We start from the raw sequence: 17,208 nt of genomic DNA, 5'->3' as shown, positions 1-17,208 counted from the left end.
TCCGGGGGCGGTGGGGCCCCTCTCCCCTTCATTGACAGCATGCTGTCGTCATGACAGTCTTCTGTCATCGAGCCGAGGAGGTCATCATGACCAGCAGCAGCGACAGAACCGCACATCTCGCCGTCTACGACACCTTCGCCGACTGGGAGACCGGCCACACCACGGCCCATCTCGCGCAGAACGGCTACACCGTGCGGACCGTGGGGCTGACCCGGGAGCCGGTGACGACCATGGGCGGCCTGCGGATCCAGCCCGACCTGGCGTTGGACGAACTGCGCCCGCAGGACAGCTCGTTGCTGATCCTGACCGGTGCGTCCGGGTGGGACGCGGGGGACACTCTCGCCCCGTTCGCGCGGGCGGCCCGGGACTTCCTGGACTCGGGGGTCCCGGTCGCGGCGATCTGCGGGGCGACGGCCGGGCTGGCCCGGGAGGGGCTGCTGGACGGCCGCGCGCACACGAGTGCGGTCTCCTTCTACCTGGCGGCGACGGGGTACGCGGGCGGCTCACGGTACGTGGAGGCGGACGCGGTCACGGACGGCGGGCTGATCACGGCCGGGCCGACGGAGCCGGTGGCGTTCGCGCGGGAGGTCTTCGCGCTGCTCGGGGTGTACGGGCCGGAGAAGCTGGACGCGTGGTACCGGCTTTTCCACGACTCGGACGCGAGCGCGTACGAGGTGTTGCAGGGTGAGTGAGGGCGCGGGGCACGTCCCGTCCGAGCAGGAGTTGCTGAGCCGGGCGGCGGTGACGGTGTTCCGGCTGAACGGGCAGTTCCTCTCGGTGGCCGACGAGTTGGCGCGGCCGGGCGGTCTCACGGCGGCGTGGTGGCAGGTGCTGGGGGCGGTGACGCGGGAGTCGTTGCCGGTGGCGGGGATCGCCCGGACGATGGGGATCACCCGGCAGAGCGTGCAGCGGATCGCGGACCTGCTGGTCGGGCGGCGGCTCGCGGAGTACGCGGAGAATCCGGCCCATCGCCGCGCGAAGCTGTTGCGGGCGACGGAGGCGGGGCGGGAGGCGGTCACCCGGATCGGCCCGCCGCACGCGGAGTTCGCCGCGAGGCTCGCGGGGGAGGTGGGGGTGGAGGAGTTGGCGGCGGCCGTGGGCGCGCTGGAGCGGTTGTCGGGGGCCCTGGACACCCTCACCGCCGCGGACCGGGCCGAGGGAAGTCCGTCCGGCGCTTGAGGACGGAACCGTGCCGATGTCGGTCCTCGGGCCTGCCGGGTTGGCTCCTCCGGAGTACCGGCGTCGTTGCGCGCGTCGCCCCTGTCCGATCAAGGGTTCCGTCCTCAAACGCCGGACGGGCTGGAGAGTGCGGGGCCGGCGTCGGGGGGCGGCGCTATCCTCGTGCGGGCCGCACGGGGAGGAAGCGCACCATGGACAAGCTCGGGTTCGACGACCCGCACCGCATCGGTGCGTACCGCCTCCTCGGCCGCCTGGGCGAGGGCGGCATGGGCCAGGTCTTCCTCGCCCGCTCCGACCGCGGCCGCACCGTCGCCCTCAAGCTTGTCCGCCGCGAGCTCGCCGAGCAGCCCGAATTCCGGGCCCGCTTCCGCCAGGAGGTCCGTGCCGCGCACCGCGTCGGCGGGGCCTGGACGGCACCGGTGCTGGACTCCGACACCGAGGCCCCCGTCCCCTGGGTCGCCACCGGTTACGTCGCCGGGCCCTCCCTCCAGCGCATCGTCTCGGGCCGCCCCGGCGCCCCGGTCACGGCCTCGGGGGCGTACGGACCGCTGCCGTTGCGTTCCGTACGGTTCCTCGGCTCCGGGCTCGCCCACGCGCTCCAGCACATCCATGGGGCCGGGCTCATCCACCGGGACCTGAAGCCCTCCAACGTCCTGATGACCATCGACGGCCCCCGGGTCATCGACTTCGGGATCGCCCGCGCCCTGGAGGCCGTGCCCGACGGCGATCTGACCCGTACCGGGGCTCTGGTCGGCTCCCCCGGCTTCATGGCCCCCGAGCAGGTGCGCGGCGAGCGCGTGACCACCGCGTGCGACGTGTTCTGCCTCGGGTCCGTCCTCGCGTACGCCGCTTCGGGCCGGCTGCCGTTCGGTACGACGGAGAGCGGCGGGGTCCACGCCCTGATGTTCCGGATAGCCCAGGACGCCCCGGACCTGACCGGGGTTCCGGAGGACCTGGCCGGCGTCGTCCGGGACTGCCTGGCGAAGGACCCGGCGGCCCGCCCCGGCACCGACGAGATCCTGGCCCGCCTCGGCGAGGCGCAGGGGCAGGCGCAGGCGCAGACGGACGAACCCTGGCTGCCCGCCACCCTGCTCGCCCAGCTCGGCCGCCATGCCGTGGGGTTGCTCGACGCGGAGGACCCGGAGGACCCAGAAGACCCGGAGAACCCGGATGAGCCGGATGACCCACGCGGCCGGCAAGCTCCGCACGGCCCTCCAGGCACCCTGGACGCCCAGGGCTCCCAGGGCTCCCAGCATCCGCAGCGCCCCCACACCCCCCAGTACCCCAACGCCGCCCCGGCGAGCCCGGCGACGGCCGGTAGCCCCGCACGGCCGCCCGTCGCCCCGATACCACCCGGGCCCCACCCGTACGCTCCGCACCACGCCCCGTACGGCACCCCCGCCGCCCCGCAGCCGGCCCCCGGCCTTACCGCCGAACAGTCCTTCCCCCCGGCCTACTTCGCGCCCACCGCTCCCCCGCCCGCCCGGGAGCGCCGCTCCGCAGGGGCCACCGCCGCGCTGGTCGCCGTCGCCGTGGTCGTGGCGATCGGGGCGGGCGGATCGGTGTACGCGTTCATGAACGGCACCGCCCCCGGGACGACCGCGTCCCCCGGCCCCTCGGGTTCCGCCGAAACCGGCGGCGGGCAGCGGGGAGGCCAGGGAGGCGCCGTCCCAGAGGACTTCCTGGGGACCTGGGCCGGCTCCATACCCGGCGAACAGGGCACTTCCTCACGGACGTTGACCATCCGGCAGGGGAAAGTGGGCGACCAGATCCTCGTCCTCACCGCCGAGGGGCCCCTCGCCTCCGGATCCACGTACCGCTGCGAGTTCACCGCCCCCCTCGCCGACCGGCCCGCCGAGGACGGCCCGGTCCGCATCGGACCCTCCACGGTGTCCTCCGGCCGCCCGGCCTCCTCCTGCACTCCCGGGAAGCCCACCGAACTGACCCTGCTCCCGGACGGGGACCTGCGCCGGTCCACGGCCGGAACGGGCGAGAGCCTGATCTACACCAGGTCGGACTGAGAGACCCCGGGAACCGGGGCACCGGGCGGCTTCACGCCCGCCCCGGAGGACGGAGTCCGCAGCGCCCGGGTGATCAGCGCCGCGCCGCCCAGCAGCACGAGCACCACCACCATCGCGTTCCGCAGCCCCACATGGTCGGCCAGGAAGCCCAGCGAGGGCGGACCGACCAGGAACGCCGCGTAGCCCGCCGTCGAGACCGCCGCGACCCGGGCCGAAGCGTTCCGCACGCCCTCGCCCGCCGCCGAGATCGTGACCGGGAACCCCAGCGACGCGCCGAGACCCCACAGCACCACGGCCGCTCCGGCGAGCAGCGCGTTGTCGGAGAAGACCACCAGCGCCACGCCGACCGCCGCCACCAGGGCGCTGGCCCGGACCACGGCCGCCGGGCCGTAGCGCACCAGTAGGGGTCCGCCCGTGAACCGGCCCGTCGTCATCGCGACGGCGAACAGCATGAACGTCAGCGAACCGGCCGCCGCACTCGTCCCGTGACCGTCCACCATCAGCAGCGGCAGCCAGTCGTTGGCGGAGCCCTCCGCGAAGGCCATGGCCAGCACGATCAGGCCGATCAGCACCAGCCGCCGGTCCCGCCAGACCGCCACCTGGGCGCGCACACCTCCGGCCCGCCCCCCGTCACCGGCCTCCCCGTCATCGGCCCCCGGCCCCTCCTGCCCCGTGCCCGCAGGCACCGCCCGTACGGTCCACACCCCGGCCGCCGCGACGGCGACGGCTATCGCCGCCAGGTGCCAGCCGACCGGGAACCGGGCCGCCGTCAGCCCCATCCCGACCAGCGCGCCGACCACGGTCCCCAGGCTGAAGCAGCCGTGCAGCACCGGCAGGACCGGGCGGCCCAGGGCCCGTTCCACGGCCGCGCCCTCGATGTTGAACGCCACCTCCGCCAGGCCCATCCCGGCGCCGAACAGCGCCAGCCCGCAGAACACCCCGGCCGACACCTCCAGCGCCGCGCCCCCGGCGATCACCAGCAGCCCGGCCACGAGCAGCCCCGCCCCGAGGGCGATCACCAGCCGCCCGCCGTGTCTGCGCACCAGCCCGCCGGAGACCAGCACCCCGGCCATCGACCCGATGGAGAGCCCGAACAGCACGAGACCCATCGATCCGGTCGTCACGTCCAGCGCGTCCCGGACCGCCGGGGTGCGGGCGACCCAGGACGCCATGCTCACTCCGGTGGCGAGCATGAAGAGGAAGAGCGCCGCGCGCCATCGACGGGTGGTGGGGTCCATGACCGGCGGGTTCTTCATGGGAGTGGGGCCTCGGCAGACAGGTGGGGAGCACTTCACTTCCGGACTTCCGGACTTCCGGACTTCCGGTGTACGAGCGTACGTCGGAAGCGTACGATCGTACATTTCCCTCGGCGACCCGTCGGCCGCACGGCCGCCTCTCCCCCGCGTTCTATGCTGCGAGGAGGACCGAGCCCACCGAGGAGGCCCCGCGTGGCGACAGGGCGCACCGACCCCGACCGGCGGGACCGCATCATCGACGCCGTGCTGGACCTCATCGTCGACGAGGGCGTCGCGGGTGTCTCACACCGTAAGGTCGCCGCCCGCGCGGGCGTTCCGCTGGGCTCGATGACGTACCACTTCTCCGGCATGGACGAGCTGCTGCACGAGGCGTTCACGCGTTTCTCCGGCACGATCGTCGCCGTCTTCGAGGAACGCCTCGGCGCCGCGAGCACCCCCGACGAGGCGCGTGGGGCCGTCGCCGATCTCGTCCACCACCTCTCCGGCGGCAACCAGCGCGAGCTGATCCTCACCCACGAGCTCTACACCCTCGCCGCACGCCGGCCCGCCTACCGCGAGCTCACGCGCACCTGGATGGGCCGCAGCCGCCGAGCTCTGGAATGGCACTTCGATCCGGCCACCGCCCGTCAGCTCGACGCGCTCATCGAGGGCCTGTCGATCCACCGCGCCCTGGAGACCGAGCCCCACGAGCGCGCCCTGACGGTCGAGGCGATCGCGCGGATCACGGCCTCGGGCCCCGCCGGAGACCAGAGGCCCGGGAAACGCGGCTGAGCGCCGTACGCGGCGCGTGCGGCCACGTGCGGCTCCCGGTTGCCGGACAGCCGATGCCCCGTTTCGGCCACGCTTTCCCGCGCCCAGTCCGGGGTGAGCATTCCGTGGTGGACATCCCGAAGTAGTCCAGAGGTCCGCAAGTAGCAACGGGATGCTGTGCTTCGACAGCGCCGGCTGTTGCCATGAGGTGGTCGCTTTCCTCTGTGGAGAAGGGAGTTCTCGCAGGATGCGAACCACAACACTGGGCAGGGACGGGCCGGTCGTCGGACGGCTGGGACTGGGCGCGATGGGACTCTCGTACCGCTGTGCCCCGTCCTGTGCCCCGTCCCTCAGGGACAGGAGCAAGGCCGTATCGCTGGTCCAGGAGGCGGTGGACCTCGGGGTCAACCTCGTCGAGACGGCCGGCGCCTACGCGGCCGGGGACAACGAGCGGCTCATCGGTGAGGCCATCCGCGGGCGCCGGGACGAGGTGGTGCTGTGTACCGGCGGCGGCCTGCTCGGCGACAACGAGGGTGTGCTGCGACCCGATGGCGGTCCGCAGGCGCTGCGGGCCGCTGTCGACGAGAGCCTGCGCCGACTGCACGTGGACCACATCGACCTCTATCTGCTGCGCCGCGTCGATCCGGGCGTGCCGCTGGAGGAGAGCTGGGGTGCGCTGGCCGAGCAGGTCTGGGCGGGGAAGATCCGCATGCTGGGGCTGCCCGTCGTCACCGTCCAGGAGGCCCGCGCCGCCGAAGCCGTGCACGAGGCGGCGGCGATGGCCGCCGAGGTGTCGCTCTTCACCCGCCGCGGTCTCGACGACGTCGTGCCGTACGCGGTGGAGCGCCGGATCGCGCTGCTGGCCGGCGCCCCGCTCGGCCGCGGTCTGCTGACCGGCGCGCTGTCACGCTCCGACGACCTGGCCCCGGACGACTGGCGGCACACCCAGCCCCGCTTCGCCCCGCACGCCATCCGCCACAACTACGCCCTCACGCGGACGGTCGCCCAGGTGGCCGCCCGGCATGAGGCCACCTCCGCGCAGGTCGCCCTGGCGTGGCTGCTCCGGCTCGGCGAGCACGTGGTGGCGCTGCCCGGCACGACGGTGCCGTACCACCTCGCGGAGAACCTCGGCGGCGACCGGATCCGCCTGACCGAACAGGACCTGACCGACCTGGAGTTCCAGCCCCACCCGTCTGGCGCCCCCGAGGTGTGAGCCCGGCCCGGCCCACGCACCGCCCACCCCCTCCCCTGGCTCCCCACCACTCCTGGAGTTCTTGACATGACGACCTCTCTGGTACGGCAGGTCCTCCCGCGCCCCAGACCCCGTCCGACGACGGCCGGCGTCCTCGGAACCACGGCGCCCGGGTTCGCCTCCGTGCGCCATTCCTTCGAACGGGCCTGCCGGGACGCGGGTCCGGCCGGTTCCCAGGGGGCCGCGCTGGCGGTCGTACGGGACGGTGAAACGGTCGTCGACCTGTGGCACGGGACCGCCGACCCGGTCACCGGGACTCCGTGGACCGGCGACACCCTCGTACCCGTGCTGACGGGTTCCCACGGGATTCTGGCCACGGCGGTCCTGCTGCTCGCCGACATGGGCGCACTCGCACTGGACCGGCCCGTCGCCGACTACTGGCCGGAGTTCGCGATGCGCGGCAAGGACGCGGTGACGCTGCGGGACGTGCTGACGTTCACCGCCCGGCTCCCGGGCATGGCGGCGGACCTCGACCAACGCGATGTCGAGAACCCGCAGATGATGGCCGCGCTGCTCGAAATGCGCAGCCCCGAGGAGGACCCACGGGCGGGCGGTGTGCTGCACGGGCCGTGGACCGCCGGGTGGATCGCCGCCGAGGTGATCCGCCGGGTCGACGGCCGCGAGCTCGACCTGTTCTTCCTGGAGGAGATCGCGGGGCCGCTCGGTCTCGACATCCATTTCGGCCTCGTACCCGACCAGCTGCCGTACGCCGCCAGGATCTCGTACGACACCGGCTTCCGCGCCCGCTTCCCGGCACCCGGGGGCGGAAGGGGCGGAGGGACGGGACGCGGCGCGGCGGGCGACAGCGGGGCGGACCTCTCCGGGCGGGTGTGGAACAACCCGGCGCCGTTCCCCGCGGACGCCGGGGTGTGGAGCGAGAGCCGACGGCGGTACGCGGTCATCCCCTCGTTGGGGGCGCACGCGTCGGCCCGTGGCCTCGCCCGGCTCCAGGGCATCCTGGCGGCGGACGCCGCACGGGCCCCGGGCGAGGAACCGCTGCTGTTGTCGCGCCGCACGCTGGACCGGGCGCGGAGCTTCTGGGTCGAGGGCCTGGACCCGCTGCTCGGCGGGATCAGCGCGTACGGCGAGGGCGGCCTCCAGCTCCTCGGCGAGGGTCTCCACCCGGACGTCCGCTCCGGCGCCTTCGGCCACCAGGGCCCCGGCGGAATCGTCTACCAGGCCTGGCCGCAGGCCGGAGCCGGCGCCGCCCTGGTCCGCAGCCGGCTGACGGCGGGCGCCGGAGGGCAGGTCCTGGACGAGGTGGCGGGCGCGGTGGCGAGATCGCTGCGGACGACCGCCTGAGACCGGCCGGAGTACGGGCCGGAGTACGGGCCGGAGTACGGGCCGGAGTACGGGCCGGAGTACGGGCCGGAGTACGGGCCGGAGTACGGGCCGGAGTACGGGCCTGACGGCTGGTTCCGGCCCGTACTCCGTCAACTCCGCGGCGTCGGCACGTCCAGCAAGCCCGTCCGGCCCGCCAGTCCCGTCAGGCCCGTCCGCTCCGCCCGTTCCCGCATGCGCCTTCTCCTTGGACCTCGGCAAGTAGTCGTGCCCCGCGTAAGAAATATAACGAACATTCTCTATGTTTGTTAGTCTGCTCAGCGACGCTCATCCGGGAGGGACCTGCAGTGACGACGACTCACGAGACGCCCGACATGGCGACGGGCCGGCCGCCGGGCGATCTGTCCCGGCTCCTGTTCGGCCACTTACACCGCTCCGACCAGCAGCGTTGGGGGCGGGTGTACCTCCAGGGGCTGCTGCGGACGGACGGAAAGAAGACGGTGCGCCGGATGGCGGCCGTCGTGACCGGTTCGGAGGCGGCGTCGACCTCGCTGCACCAGTTCGTCAACGCCAGCCCGTGGGAATGGGCCCCGGCGCGCGGCGAGCTGGCCCGCTGGGCCGCCCGGTCGCTGCCGGTGCGGGCCTGGACGCTGGCGCCGGCGGTGCTGCCCAAGCGCGGCAACTGCTCGGCCGGGGTGCATCAGCGCTTCCTGCCGGAGTCCGGACGCACCGTCAACTGCCAGCTCGGCCTCGGCCTGTTCCTGGATGCCGGGCAGACGCACGTCCCCGTCGACTGGCGCCTCTTCCTGCCTCCCCGGTTCACCCGCGACGAGGCCGTACGCGACCGGGCGAAGATCCCCGCGGCCACGCGGGCCCAGCCGCTGTGGGACCACGCCCTGCGCCTGGTCCAGGAGATGACGTCATGGTCGAACGGGCGGACGGCGCCGGTGGTGGCCGACCTGACCGCCCTGTGCGACGTCGCGCCACTGGCGCAGCGGCTCCAGGGCGGCGAGCACGCCTTCGTCCTCGCCATCCCGGGCCAGACCGCTCTCGCCGGGCCCGAAGTGCCGCCAGGGGAGAGGGAGTCGGCGCGCGGCCTGCTGCTGCGCCGGGGCGTACGGCACTCGGCGGGGGCGGGCCGGCAGGTCATCTCGTACGACACGCCCGTACGCGGGCTGCGTCCGGACGGCGAGCACAGCCGCGGGGCGGGGCGGCTGATGGCCGAGTGGGACGCGAGCAGCGGGCGGCCGGGCCGGATCTGGCTGACGAACATCACCGACCGCCATCCGGCCGAACTGCTGGAGCTGGCCCGTTCGCCCCAGGGGGCACAGAGTTCGATCGACCGCATGGGCGAGGACTTCGGACTCCTCGACTTCGAGGGCCGCTCCTACCCCGGCTGGCACCGGCACATGACCCTCGTCTCGGCCGCTTACGCATGCAGCACCCTGGGGGGCATGAACGACTGACCTTTTACTTGCTCCAACAACTACACCGGGGTCAGGGTCCCTTTCCTGAGCACTACCACTCCCCATTTGATTGCATGGGCATGTATCTTGTTGTTCATCGCAGTCGAGAAGGGGAGCCGTTCCATGACGATCCACAAGCAGCCGCGCGCCGCTTCCGACCAGACCATGTGGGAGGCCGTCCTCGGCCTGCACGCCTTCGTGGAGCGTCAGCTCGCACACACCCTGCAGCGCCGCTACGGCGTCGGCCTCTCCGAGTACCGCGCCCTGGAGGCCCTCACCCAGGCCGAGAACGGCGAATGCCGCATGCAGGAGCTCGCGGACCACATCGGCCTGGGTCAGAGCTCCGTAACCCGCCTGGTGGGACGGTTGGACAGCGCCGGCTACGCCTACAAGGACAACTGCGCCGACGACAAGCGCGGCGTCTTCGCCGTCATCACCGACGAGGGCCGCAAGCACTACCAGGACGCCCGCGCCACCTACGCCGACGTCCTCAGCTCGGCCCTCAACACCGCGAGCGCCGACGACCAACTCGCCCGCGCGGTGCAGGCGCTGCGCAGCGCCGCCTGACAAGACCACGACAGACGGCGGGACGCGTCCGGACGACCGGACGCCCCGACGTATTTGCATGTTCGGGGCTCTTCTCCGGGCCCCGGGGCGGGCTGCGACCTGGATCACTCGATCCTCTTAGGTTCTCTCCACGTCGGCCGGGGAGCCGCGGTCCACCCGGTGCGGCTCCACGGGCGGTCCCGCCGGGAGGCAGGCGGCGAGCGCTTCCCACGCCTGCATGTACTCCCGCGGGACGTCGTGCACGGCGTGGGACAGCAGGGGGACGGTCTGGCGCACACTCTCGGCGATCAGCATCGGGTCGTACGAACCCCCGACGGACGGTAGAAGGCATGGCCCCCGCGGCCGGCGCGCGGTGACTTCATAGCGTCCCGGTTCCGGCTCGGACCACGACGTGAGCAGGACTTCCTCTCTCCGGAGTTCGTGCACCTGCCACTGGTGCACCTGCCGCCGCTGGACCGGTCTCGCCGAGACGGACTTGCCCCCATTCCTGTCCACCCGGATAACATAAGGAGCATTCTTTTTGGGAAGGTGAGAGGCATGGCACTGAAGCAAGAGCGGGCAGAACAGACCCGTCGAGCACTCCTGCTCGCAGCGGCGGAGGTCTTCGACGAGTACGGCTACGCGGGGGCCAGCATCACGCGCATCCTCAAGCGCGCCGGGGTGACGGCGGGGGCGCTCTACTTCCACTTCGGCTCCAAGGAGGACCTGGCCAAGGCGGTGATGAACAGCCAGCCGGACACCCTCGTCCCGCTGATCGCCGCCAGCGGACTGCAGCGGCTCATCGACCTCACCCTGGTGTGGTCGTGGCAGTTGCAGCGCGACCCACTGCTCCGGGCCGGCGTAAGGCTGACGAACGAGCAGTCCTCCATCGGCGACTCCGCGAACTCCGACCCGTACGAGACGTTCCGCGGGATCATGAGCGCCTGTCTCGACGAGGCGCGGGAGCGCGGCGAGTTGCAGCCGGGGATCGAACCGATCGTGGTCGCGGAATTCGTGATCGCCGCCTGCACGGGGATGCAGATGTACTCCAACATCGTCAGCGGCCGCAGGGACCTTCCCGTGCGCACCCAGCAGATGTGGCACCTGCTGCTCCCGGGCATCGCGGTCCCGGCCGTGATCACCCGCGCCGAAGCGGCCCCGGCCCGCGGCGCCGCGATGATGCCCTGACAGCCGGACCGCCCGCGTACCCCGCCCTGCCCAGCACCCCCCTGCCCAGTTCCGCCATGCCGTGACCTGACCTGACCTGTCGCCCTGGCTTTGGTGCCTGCTCTGCCCGTACCGAACGTCCACGACGAACGTCTACGGAGCCGCATGATCTCCCTGCGCCGTCCTTCACCACCGGATCCGCCCTCGCGGTGGACGGCGGCAGAACAGCGAAGTGACGAAGTGACGCAGGTATGCCGCAGGCGCCCGCGGCCCCCTCGTGAAGGGGCGGCGGGCACCTGCGGCATACCTGCGGTGAAAGGAACGTCAGACCTGAACCGCGGTGGGCCGGTCCGCGATCTGCTCGGAGCGGGGCGCGGTGGCCGCCTCGGGCTTCGTGCGGTCGGCGAGCTTCAGCCAGATGACCCCGACGATGATGACGGCCAGCCAGATGCCCTTGGCCAGGGTGAGGGCCTCGTCGAAGAAGAGCGGGCCGAGAACCGCGGCGCCGACCGCGCCGATCCCTGCCCAGACGGCATAGCCGATGCTCACGTCGATCGTGCGGAGGGCGAGGCTCAGCGCGTAGAGCGTCAGCAGGAAGAACACCACCGCGACCAGGGACCAGGTCAGAACGGTGAAGCCCTCGCTGCCGCCGACGGCGAGCGCGTAACCGATCTCGAAGACTCCGGCGAGCAGGAGCGAGAGCCAGGCGTTCGTGGAGCTCTTGGCTTCGTTGGACATGGGAGGTGAGTCCTCTCTCAGGGAAGGCGTCAGGTGGTTGCGGGGTGCGCGGGGTGTGCGAGGTGTGCGAGGCCTACGGCGCGTACGGGACCGGGAGTCTGGCTCAGGGCTCAGGGCTCAGGGCTCAGGGCTCAGGCGGAGCCGCTCAGCTGGAGGCCGACGACGCCACCGATGACGAGGAGAATGCCGATCGCCTTGTTCGTGTTCAGACGCTGGCCGAAGAACAGCGCTCCGAGGACGGTGATACCGACGCCCGCGACGGACGTCCACAGGGCATAGCCGACGCCGACGTCGAAGGTCAGCAGCGCCTTGCTGAGGAAGAAGGTCGCGGCGGCGCCGCTGGCCAGGGTGATGCCGGTCCACTTGCGGTTCTTGAAGCCCTCGGCCTTTCCGGCGGCGATGGCGACCACGATCTCAAGGGCGACGGCGATGGCGAGGTAGAGCCAGTGCATGGGAGGTCCTTCCGTGCGGTGAATGAACGGGGATGAACGAGATGAACGGGAAGTGCGGGGCGAGCGGGAAGCGGGCGAGCGGGAAGCGCGGAGGTCCGGTGGCTAGCGCGGGGGCGACTCAGGGTGAGGAAGTCCTGGAACGGCTGCTCGGCCTCCGGGAGTTGCAGCGCGGTGACCTCGATGGGCCAGTTCTCCGGGTCCTCGGCGAAGACGGCGTACGAACTCGTGTAGTCGAAGCCGTACCGGGCGGCGGTCCTGCGGTCGGCGGCGTGCACGATGTGACCGATGCCGGCGAACCGGGCCGCCAGGTAGCACAGGGCGCAGGGCTCGCCGGAGGCGAACAGGGTGGCGCCCGCCACGGCGTGGATCCCGTACGTGGTGGCGGCTTCCCTGAGGGCGACGACCTCGGCGTGGGCGGTCGGGTCGTTGTCCTCGCGGACCCGGTTGAAGCCCGTCCCCAGAATCCGTCCACCGCCCACGACCACGCCGGAGAAGGGGATACCGCCCTGCGCGACGTGCTCGCGGCTGATCCGGACCGCCTCGCGGGCGTAGCCCAGCAGTTCGCTTTCGTGTGTACCCATCAGCAGTTCACCTCCCGAGTTGCCCTGCGTCGTTCATTTCGCGTAGCCATTTGCCTGCACATGCAAGCAAACGCCTCCGCAATCCCCCGTCGGCAACTTGCCCTGCGGGAACTAATCTTGCATGTGCAAGTAATCACTGTCAAGCGTGTGCGTGCGCACGGGCGTTGTCCAGAGTCGCCAGCGGCTCCAGCAACTGGGGGTCGAACGCGGCCCGGACCGTCCCCGCGGCCACCCTGCGCGGCAGGTCGGGGTTGGCCAGCGCGCCCGTCCCGACGGCCAGGACGTCGGCGTGCCCCTCGTCCAGCACGCGCCGCGCCACGGCTTCCTGGTGCAGCCCGCCATTGGCGATCACGGGGAGTCCGGTGACCGACCGGGCGAGCGCGGGCAGTGTCCGCCCCTCCGGGAACCAGTCCCGTCCGCTCCCCGCGAGATGCAGATAGTCGGCCCCGGCCGCGGCGGCCGTCGTGAAGACCGCTTCCGCTTCGGCGACCCCACCCGGCCACCGCCAGGCGGGATCGTTGATCTTCCCTTGCGAGAGCCGCACGCCGACCGGGAAACCGGGCCCGGCGGCGTCTCTGACCGCGCCCGTCACCTCCCGTACGAGCCGCAGGCGTTCCTCGACTCCCCCGCCGTACTCGTCGGTGCGCAGATTGGTGTACGGGGTCAGGAACTGGTCGAGCAGATAGCCGTTGGCGGCGTGGATCTCCACCCCGTCGAAGCCGACGTCGCGGGCGCGGACCGCGGCGGCGGCGAAGCCGTCGACGGCCTCCGTGATCTGGCGGCGGGCCATCTCCATCGGCACGGGCCAGGGGCCGTCGCCCCGGTACTTGGCCAGTTGCTCACCCAATGGCCGTACCGCCGACGGGCCGGCGGCCCGGTCGCGGAACCTGTTGCCCTGCGAGACGGCCCCGGCGTGCATCAGCTGAAGGACGACGCGCGCGCCGGCGGCATGCGCTCCCTCGACGACAGGCCGCCAGGCGGCGGCCTGCGCCTCGTCCGTGACGCCGGGCTGGTGCAGGTAGCCCTGGCTGAAGGCCCGGTCGGTGTAGGTCCCTTCGGTGATCAGGAGCCCGAAGCCGCCCTCGGCGTACGCCGTGTAGTACGCGGCCATGTCCGGGGTGGCCCGGCCGTCCTCGGTCGCGGAGACCCGGGTCATGGGGGCCACGGCGTATCTGTTGCACAGCTCCATCCCCGCGAACCGGCAGGCGTTGAGCGCGGGATGGGCGGCGTGGTGCCGGGCGGGATGCATGGCGGGCATCTCAGCAGCTCCCGTCGATGCCGCAGGAGGCGCCGTACACGTCGCCCTCCGCCCGCTGTGCCTGGGCGTCCAGAATCGCCTTGCGCAACTGGGCCGGACGCGGAACTCCCTCGATCCGGGTGTCGCCGACGAGCATGGTGGGAACGGACTGCACGCGGTGGGCCGCCGCCTCCCGCAGGGCCTCTTGGTGCCGGGCCCGATAGGTGCCGTCCGCCAGCGCGGCCCGGAACCCGGCCTCGTCCAGACCGATCTCAGCGGCCAGGGCGACGAGGACGTCGATCTGCCCCAGGTCCTGGCTCTCCTGGAAGAAGGCGCGGAACATCCGCTGGTTGTAGGCGGTCCCGAGGCCGTGCTCGGCCGCGTACTGATAGCCCTCGAAGGCGAGAGCCGTGTACGGCTGGGGAGAGACGGCGGGAAGCGTGATGTCGACGCCCAGACGACGGGCCATGGGATAGACGGCCTGTTCCCAGATGCTGGGCAGGTACTCGTCCTCCGGCCGCAGGGTGGGCTGGGGGTGGGGACGCAGCTCGAAGGGCATCCACTCGACGTTCACCTCGACGCCGAAGTTCTTGATCGCCTCTTCGAGCGGGCCTTCGGCCAGCATGCAGAAGGGGCAGACGTAGTCGGACCAGATCTTGATCTTCACGGGTTCAGCCACGCGCCGACCTCCAGGTCATTGATCGCGCAAGCAACAACATCCCCCGACGGTGCGGCAGGAGTTGACGGACGCCCAGAAGGTTGCACGATCATGCACTTTTATGTCAAGCCTCCCCGCCGTCGGTCGAGACGGCAACCCGGGAAAGCTGACCGGAACCGGCCGCCGGCGCCACAAGCAACGGGAGCGACGGGAGCGACGGCGGCAAGCAGCGAGATCGACGACAAGGAGCGGCAACCCCTTGCGGGAGCGCTCCCGCACCTGCAAGATCCCGCGCATGAATTCTCCGTCGCCTGTGCTGCGCCCGTACCGCCCCGAGGACCGCGAGGCCCTCTTCGACATCTGCGTACGCACGGGGCACGAGGGCGGGGACGCCCGCCACCTCTACCCGGACCCGGGCCTGCTGCCGAACATCTTCGCCGCGCCCTACGCCGCCCTGGAGCCGGAGCTGGCGTTCGTGGTCGAGGACGGCGGGCGCGCGGTCGGCTACATCCTCGGTACGGCGGACACCGCGTCCTTCGTCGACCGCTACCGCGCGGAATGGCTCCCCGGCCTCGCCGAGCGCTACCCGGCCCCCGTACGCCAACCCGCTTCACGGGCCGAGGAGATGACCGCCCTGATGCACGACCCCGAGCGGATGATCGTGCCGGAGCTGGCCGACTATCCGGCCCACCTGCACATCGACCTGCTCCCGACCCACCAGCGGTCCGGACACGGGCGACGACTCATGGAGGCCTTCCTGGGCGCCCTGCACGAACAGGGAGTCACGGCCGTCCACTTGGGCATGCTCACCGTCAACACCCGGGCCCGCGCCTTCTACGATCGCGTCGGCTTCCACGAGATCGCGGTTCCGGACGCGGGGCCCGTGACGTTTCTGGGTCGCTCAGTTCAGTAACGCGTAGGCGGCGTTGAACAGGATCAGCGTGTGCACGAACCGCCCCGCGCGGGTGGGCGGGTACCGCCACGCCAGCGGCCAGGTGTCACCCCCCAGAGCGGGTACCGGGACGTAACTGATCCGTCCCGTGGCCCCGTTGAACGTCGTCACCACACGCGGCCACGGCCGCCCGGCCGTCGAGCCCGCCGGCACGAGGAAGTACACCCCGCGCCGGCCGTTCGACTCGGTGACGACGGGTCCCGGTTCGCCGCCGACCAACTCCTCCATCAGGTCGGCCAGCCGCCGCCCGTCGTCGCCGTCCACGCGGACGGCGTCGAATTGCACGCCCGCCTTGCGAAGGTGAAATCCGGAGTCCGGAATCCACTCGGCCCTCAGCCCACCATTAAGTGCGTTCACGAGACGATTGTGACCCCGATCACCTAGCGTTCTCTGTACCTGCCGAGGTGCGTCGCACAGCCGTTGACCTGCTCGAACTTCTGTGAAGTGGGGTGGAATTCAACGACTTCGAGTAATGACCGGTTGAGTTCGGTTGAGTCGAAAAGAGATCGCGTAATGGCGAGTGCTGAGAACAAGCAGACCGCGAGCCCGATGGCCCTCATGGTGGCGGAAGTGGCCCGGACGATGCGTATCCAGCGGGGGTGGACACAGGAAAAGCTCGGCCTGGAGCTGGGCTACTCGGCAGCGGCCGTGAGCGCCATGGAGACGTGCGCGCAGCCCGCGAGCGACGCGATGCTGGTCGAGTTGGGACGGGTGTTCAGTAACGGGACCGCCATGTTCGAGAGCGCGCGGCGGTACATGCGGATGGAGAGGTATCCGCTCCAGTTCCAGGACTACGCGCTGCTGGAGCAGGGGGCGGTCAGCCTCCAGTTGTTCGCCATGACCGTCATCCACGGACTCTTCCAGACGGAGGCCTACGCACGCGCGCTGATCGGTGGCGCGTACCCGCCGCTCTCCGAGCAGCGCGTGGAGGAGCTGGTCCAGCTGCGGATGGAGCGCAAGGCTCTCTTCGACCGGGACCCGCTCCCCATGATCGAGATCGTCATCGACGAGTCCGTCCTGCGCCGGGTCATCGGCAACGAGGAGATCATGCGGGAGCAACTGCTCCACCTCATGGAATGTGCCCGCCGCCGCAATGTCACGCTGCTGGTGCTGCCGCTGGACGCCGGGAAGCACGGGGAGTACGCGGCCGGTCACGGCGAAATGAACCTGGTGGAGACCCCGGCGCACGAGCATCTCGTCTATCTGGAGGCGCAGGACGAGAGCCTGCTGATCAGCGACCCGGCAAAGGTCAGCACCTACGCCCGGCGCTATGCGATGATCCGGGCACAGGCCCTGGGTCCTCGTGAATCGCTGGACCTCATCAAGCGGTTGGCAGGAGTAGCGGTATGAGTAGCACCCTCCGATGGTTCACGTCGAGCTACAGCAGCGGCAGCGGCGGCGACTGCATCGAGGTCGCCTTCGACTGGCACAAGTCCTCCTACAGCAACGCAGGCGGCGGCAACTGCGTCGAGGTCGCCACCTGCCCCCACGCCGTCCACGTCCGTGACTCCAAGGTGCCCGAAGGGCCTGCCTTCGCCGTCGCGCCGGACGCCTGGTCCGCGTTCCTCGGCTGGACGGGCTGACAGCCCGGCATCACCGCCCCGACGGCCCGCCTCCTGGCGTGCATCACCACCACGCCAGGAGGCAGACCGCTCACGGAAGGCGCGACTCC

At 71.5% G+C, this 17,208-nt stretch carries 19 protein-coding genes and 1 pseudogene; 12 read left to right on the top strand and 8 right to left on the bottom strand.

The features are described from left to right. Window positions 1-86: 86 nt before the first annotated feature. From AB0F29_RS20010 to AB0F29_RS20000, 3 genes are all read left to right on the top strand, one after another. Window positions 87-692, top strand: coding sequence for a type 1 glutamine amidotransferase family protein (locus AB0F29_RS20010; RefSeq protein ID WP_361873766.1), 606 nt, complete (start codon window positions 87-89; stop codon window positions 690-692). Continuing rightward, window positions 685-1,179 carry a helix-turn-helix domain-containing protein gene (locus AB0F29_RS20005; protein ID WP_361873764.1) on the top strand — a complete coding sequence of 165 codons (495 nt, stop codon included), beginning with the start codon at window positions 685-687 and terminating at the stop codon, window positions 1,177-1,179. Before AB0F29_RS20010 ends, AB0F29_RS20005 begins: the two co-directional genes overlap by 8 nt. A gap of 191 nt (window positions 1,180-1,370) precedes the next feature. Continuing rightward, window positions 1,371-3,200 (top strand): protein kinase, encoded by a 1,830-nt coding sequence (locus AB0F29_RS20000; RefSeq protein WP_361873762.1) that lies wholly within the window; start codon window positions 1,371-1,373, stop codon window positions 3,198-3,200. Here AB0F29_RS20000 and AB0F29_RS19995 read toward each other — a convergent pair. Continuing rightward, complete coding sequence (locus tag AB0F29_RS19995; RefSeq protein WP_361873760.1) at window positions 3,182-4,456, bottom strand: MFS transporter; 1,275 nt, start codon at window positions 4,454-4,456, stop codon at window positions 3,182-3,184. The genes AB0F29_RS20000 and AB0F29_RS19995 overlap by 19 nt on opposite strands. A 192-nt stretch (window positions 4,457-4,648) precedes the next feature. On the opposite strand from AB0F29_RS19995, the gene AB0F29_RS19990 reads away from it, so the two are divergent. From AB0F29_RS19990 to AB0F29_RS19970, 5 genes are all read left to right on the top strand, one after another. Then, a complete protein-coding gene (locus tag AB0F29_RS19990; RefSeq protein WP_361873758.1) occupies window positions 4,649-5,227 on the top strand; it encodes a TetR family transcriptional regulator in 579 nt (192 codons plus the stop codon). A gap of 226 nt (window positions 5,228-5,453) precedes the next feature. Then, on the top strand, window positions 5,454-6,419 hold the full coding sequence (locus tag AB0F29_RS19985; RefSeq protein WP_361873757.1) for an aldo/keto reductase: 966 nt from the start codon (window positions 5,454-5,456) through the stop codon (window positions 6,417-6,419). Between the two features lie 66 nt (window positions 6,420-6,485). Then, the gene (locus tag AB0F29_RS19980) at window positions 6,486-7,760 is read left to right on the top strand and encodes a serine hydrolase domain-containing protein (protein ID WP_361873755.1); all 1,275 of its coding nucleotides are present in this window, start codon (window positions 6,486-6,488) and stop codon (window positions 7,758-7,760) included. 326 nt (window positions 7,761-8,086) lie between these two features. Beyond that, a complete protein-coding gene (locus AB0F29_RS19975) occupies window positions 8,087-9,205 on the top strand; it encodes a transposase (RefSeq protein ID WP_361873753.1) in 1,119 nt (372 codons plus the stop codon). Window positions 9,206-9,328: 123 nt separating this feature from the next. After that, on the top strand, window positions 9,329-9,772 hold the full coding sequence (locus tag AB0F29_RS19970) for a MarR family transcriptional regulator (RefSeq protein ID WP_007452970.1): 444 nt from the start codon (window positions 9,329-9,331) through the stop codon (window positions 9,770-9,772). Window positions 9,773-9,889: 117 nt separating this feature from the next. Here AB0F29_RS19970 and AB0F29_RS19965 read toward each other — a convergent pair whose 3' ends face one another. Beyond that, complete coding sequence (locus tag AB0F29_RS19965) at window positions 9,890-10,198, bottom strand: AfsA-related hotdog domain-containing protein (protein WP_361874093.1); 309 nt, start codon at window positions 10,196-10,198, stop codon at window positions 9,890-9,892. Between the two features lie 111 nt (window positions 10,199-10,309). Here AB0F29_RS19965 and AB0F29_RS19960 point away from each other — a divergent pair, with 111 nt between their 5' ends. Beyond that, a complete protein-coding gene (locus tag AB0F29_RS19960; RefSeq protein ID WP_361873752.1) occupies window positions 10,310-10,939 on the top strand; it encodes a ScbR family autoregulator-binding transcription factor in 630 nt (209 codons plus the stop codon). 303 nt (window positions 10,940-11,242) lie between these two features. Here AB0F29_RS19960 and AB0F29_RS19955 read toward each other — a convergent pair whose 3' ends face one another. The 5 genes and pseudogenes from AB0F29_RS19955 to AB0F29_RS19935 form a co-directional block, all read right to left on the bottom strand. Then, entirely contained in the window at window positions 11,243-11,656 is a 414-nt protein-coding gene (locus tag AB0F29_RS19955) for a multidrug efflux SMR transporter (RefSeq protein ID WP_361873750.1), read from the bottom strand. Between the two features lie 131 nt (window positions 11,657-11,787). Further along, window positions 11,788-12,108 (bottom strand): multidrug efflux SMR transporter, encoded by a 321-nt coding sequence (locus AB0F29_RS19950; protein WP_018961779.1) that lies wholly within the window; start codon window positions 12,106-12,108, stop codon window positions 11,788-11,790. Between the two features lie 269 nt (window positions 12,109-12,377). Continuing rightward, a pseudogene (locus AB0F29_RS19945) lies at window positions 12,378-12,689 on the bottom strand (nucleoside deaminase); the annotation flags it as partial. 139 nt (window positions 12,690-12,828) lie between these two features. After that, on the bottom strand, window positions 12,829-13,947 hold the full coding sequence (locus tag AB0F29_RS19940; protein WP_361873748.1) for an NADH:flavin oxidoreductase: 1,119 nt from the start codon (window positions 13,945-13,947) through the stop codon (window positions 12,829-12,831). Between the two features lies 1 nt (window position 13,948). Continuing rightward, complete coding sequence (locus AB0F29_RS19935) at window positions 13,949-14,605, bottom strand: DsbA family oxidoreductase (protein ID WP_361873747.1); 657 nt, start codon at window positions 14,603-14,605, stop codon at window positions 13,949-13,951. A 274-nt stretch (window positions 14,606-14,879) separates the two neighbouring features. On the opposite strand from AB0F29_RS19935, the gene AB0F29_RS19930 reads away from it, so the two are divergent. Further along, a complete protein-coding gene (locus AB0F29_RS19930; RefSeq protein WP_361873745.1) occupies window positions 14,880-15,497 on the top strand; it encodes a GNAT family N-acetyltransferase in 618 nt (205 codons plus the stop codon). Here AB0F29_RS19930 and AB0F29_RS19925 read toward each other — a convergent pair. Further along, on the bottom strand, window positions 15,486-15,893 hold the full coding sequence (locus tag AB0F29_RS19925) for a hypothetical protein (RefSeq protein ID WP_361873743.1): 408 nt from the start codon (window positions 15,891-15,893) through the stop codon (window positions 15,486-15,488). The two genes, AB0F29_RS19930 and AB0F29_RS19925, sit on opposite strands and share 12 nt — an antisense overlap. A 156-nt stretch (window positions 15,894-16,049) precedes the next feature. On the opposite strand from AB0F29_RS19925, the gene AB0F29_RS19920 reads away from it, so the two are divergent. Next, window positions 16,050-16,886 carry a helix-turn-helix transcriptional regulator gene (locus AB0F29_RS19920; protein ID WP_361873741.1) on the top strand — a complete coding sequence of 279 codons (837 nt, stop codon included), beginning with the start codon at window positions 16,050-16,052 and terminating at the stop codon, window positions 16,884-16,886. After that, window positions 16,883-17,119, top strand: a complete 237-nt coding sequence (locus tag AB0F29_RS19915) for a DUF397 domain-containing protein (protein WP_361873739.1) — start codon at window positions 16,883-16,885, stop codon at window positions 17,117-17,119. Before AB0F29_RS19920 ends, AB0F29_RS19915 begins: the two co-directional genes overlap by 4 nt. Window positions 17,120-17,208: the final 89 nt, after the last annotated feature.

Source organism: Streptomyces sp. NPDC026589 (assembly GCF_040638385.1).
Lineage (GTDB): Bacteria > Actinomycetota > Actinomycetes > Streptomycetales > Streptomycetaceae > Streptomyces.
Note: the sequence above shows the minus strand (reverse complement) of the source record. Positions and strands in the feature narration are given on the sequence as shown.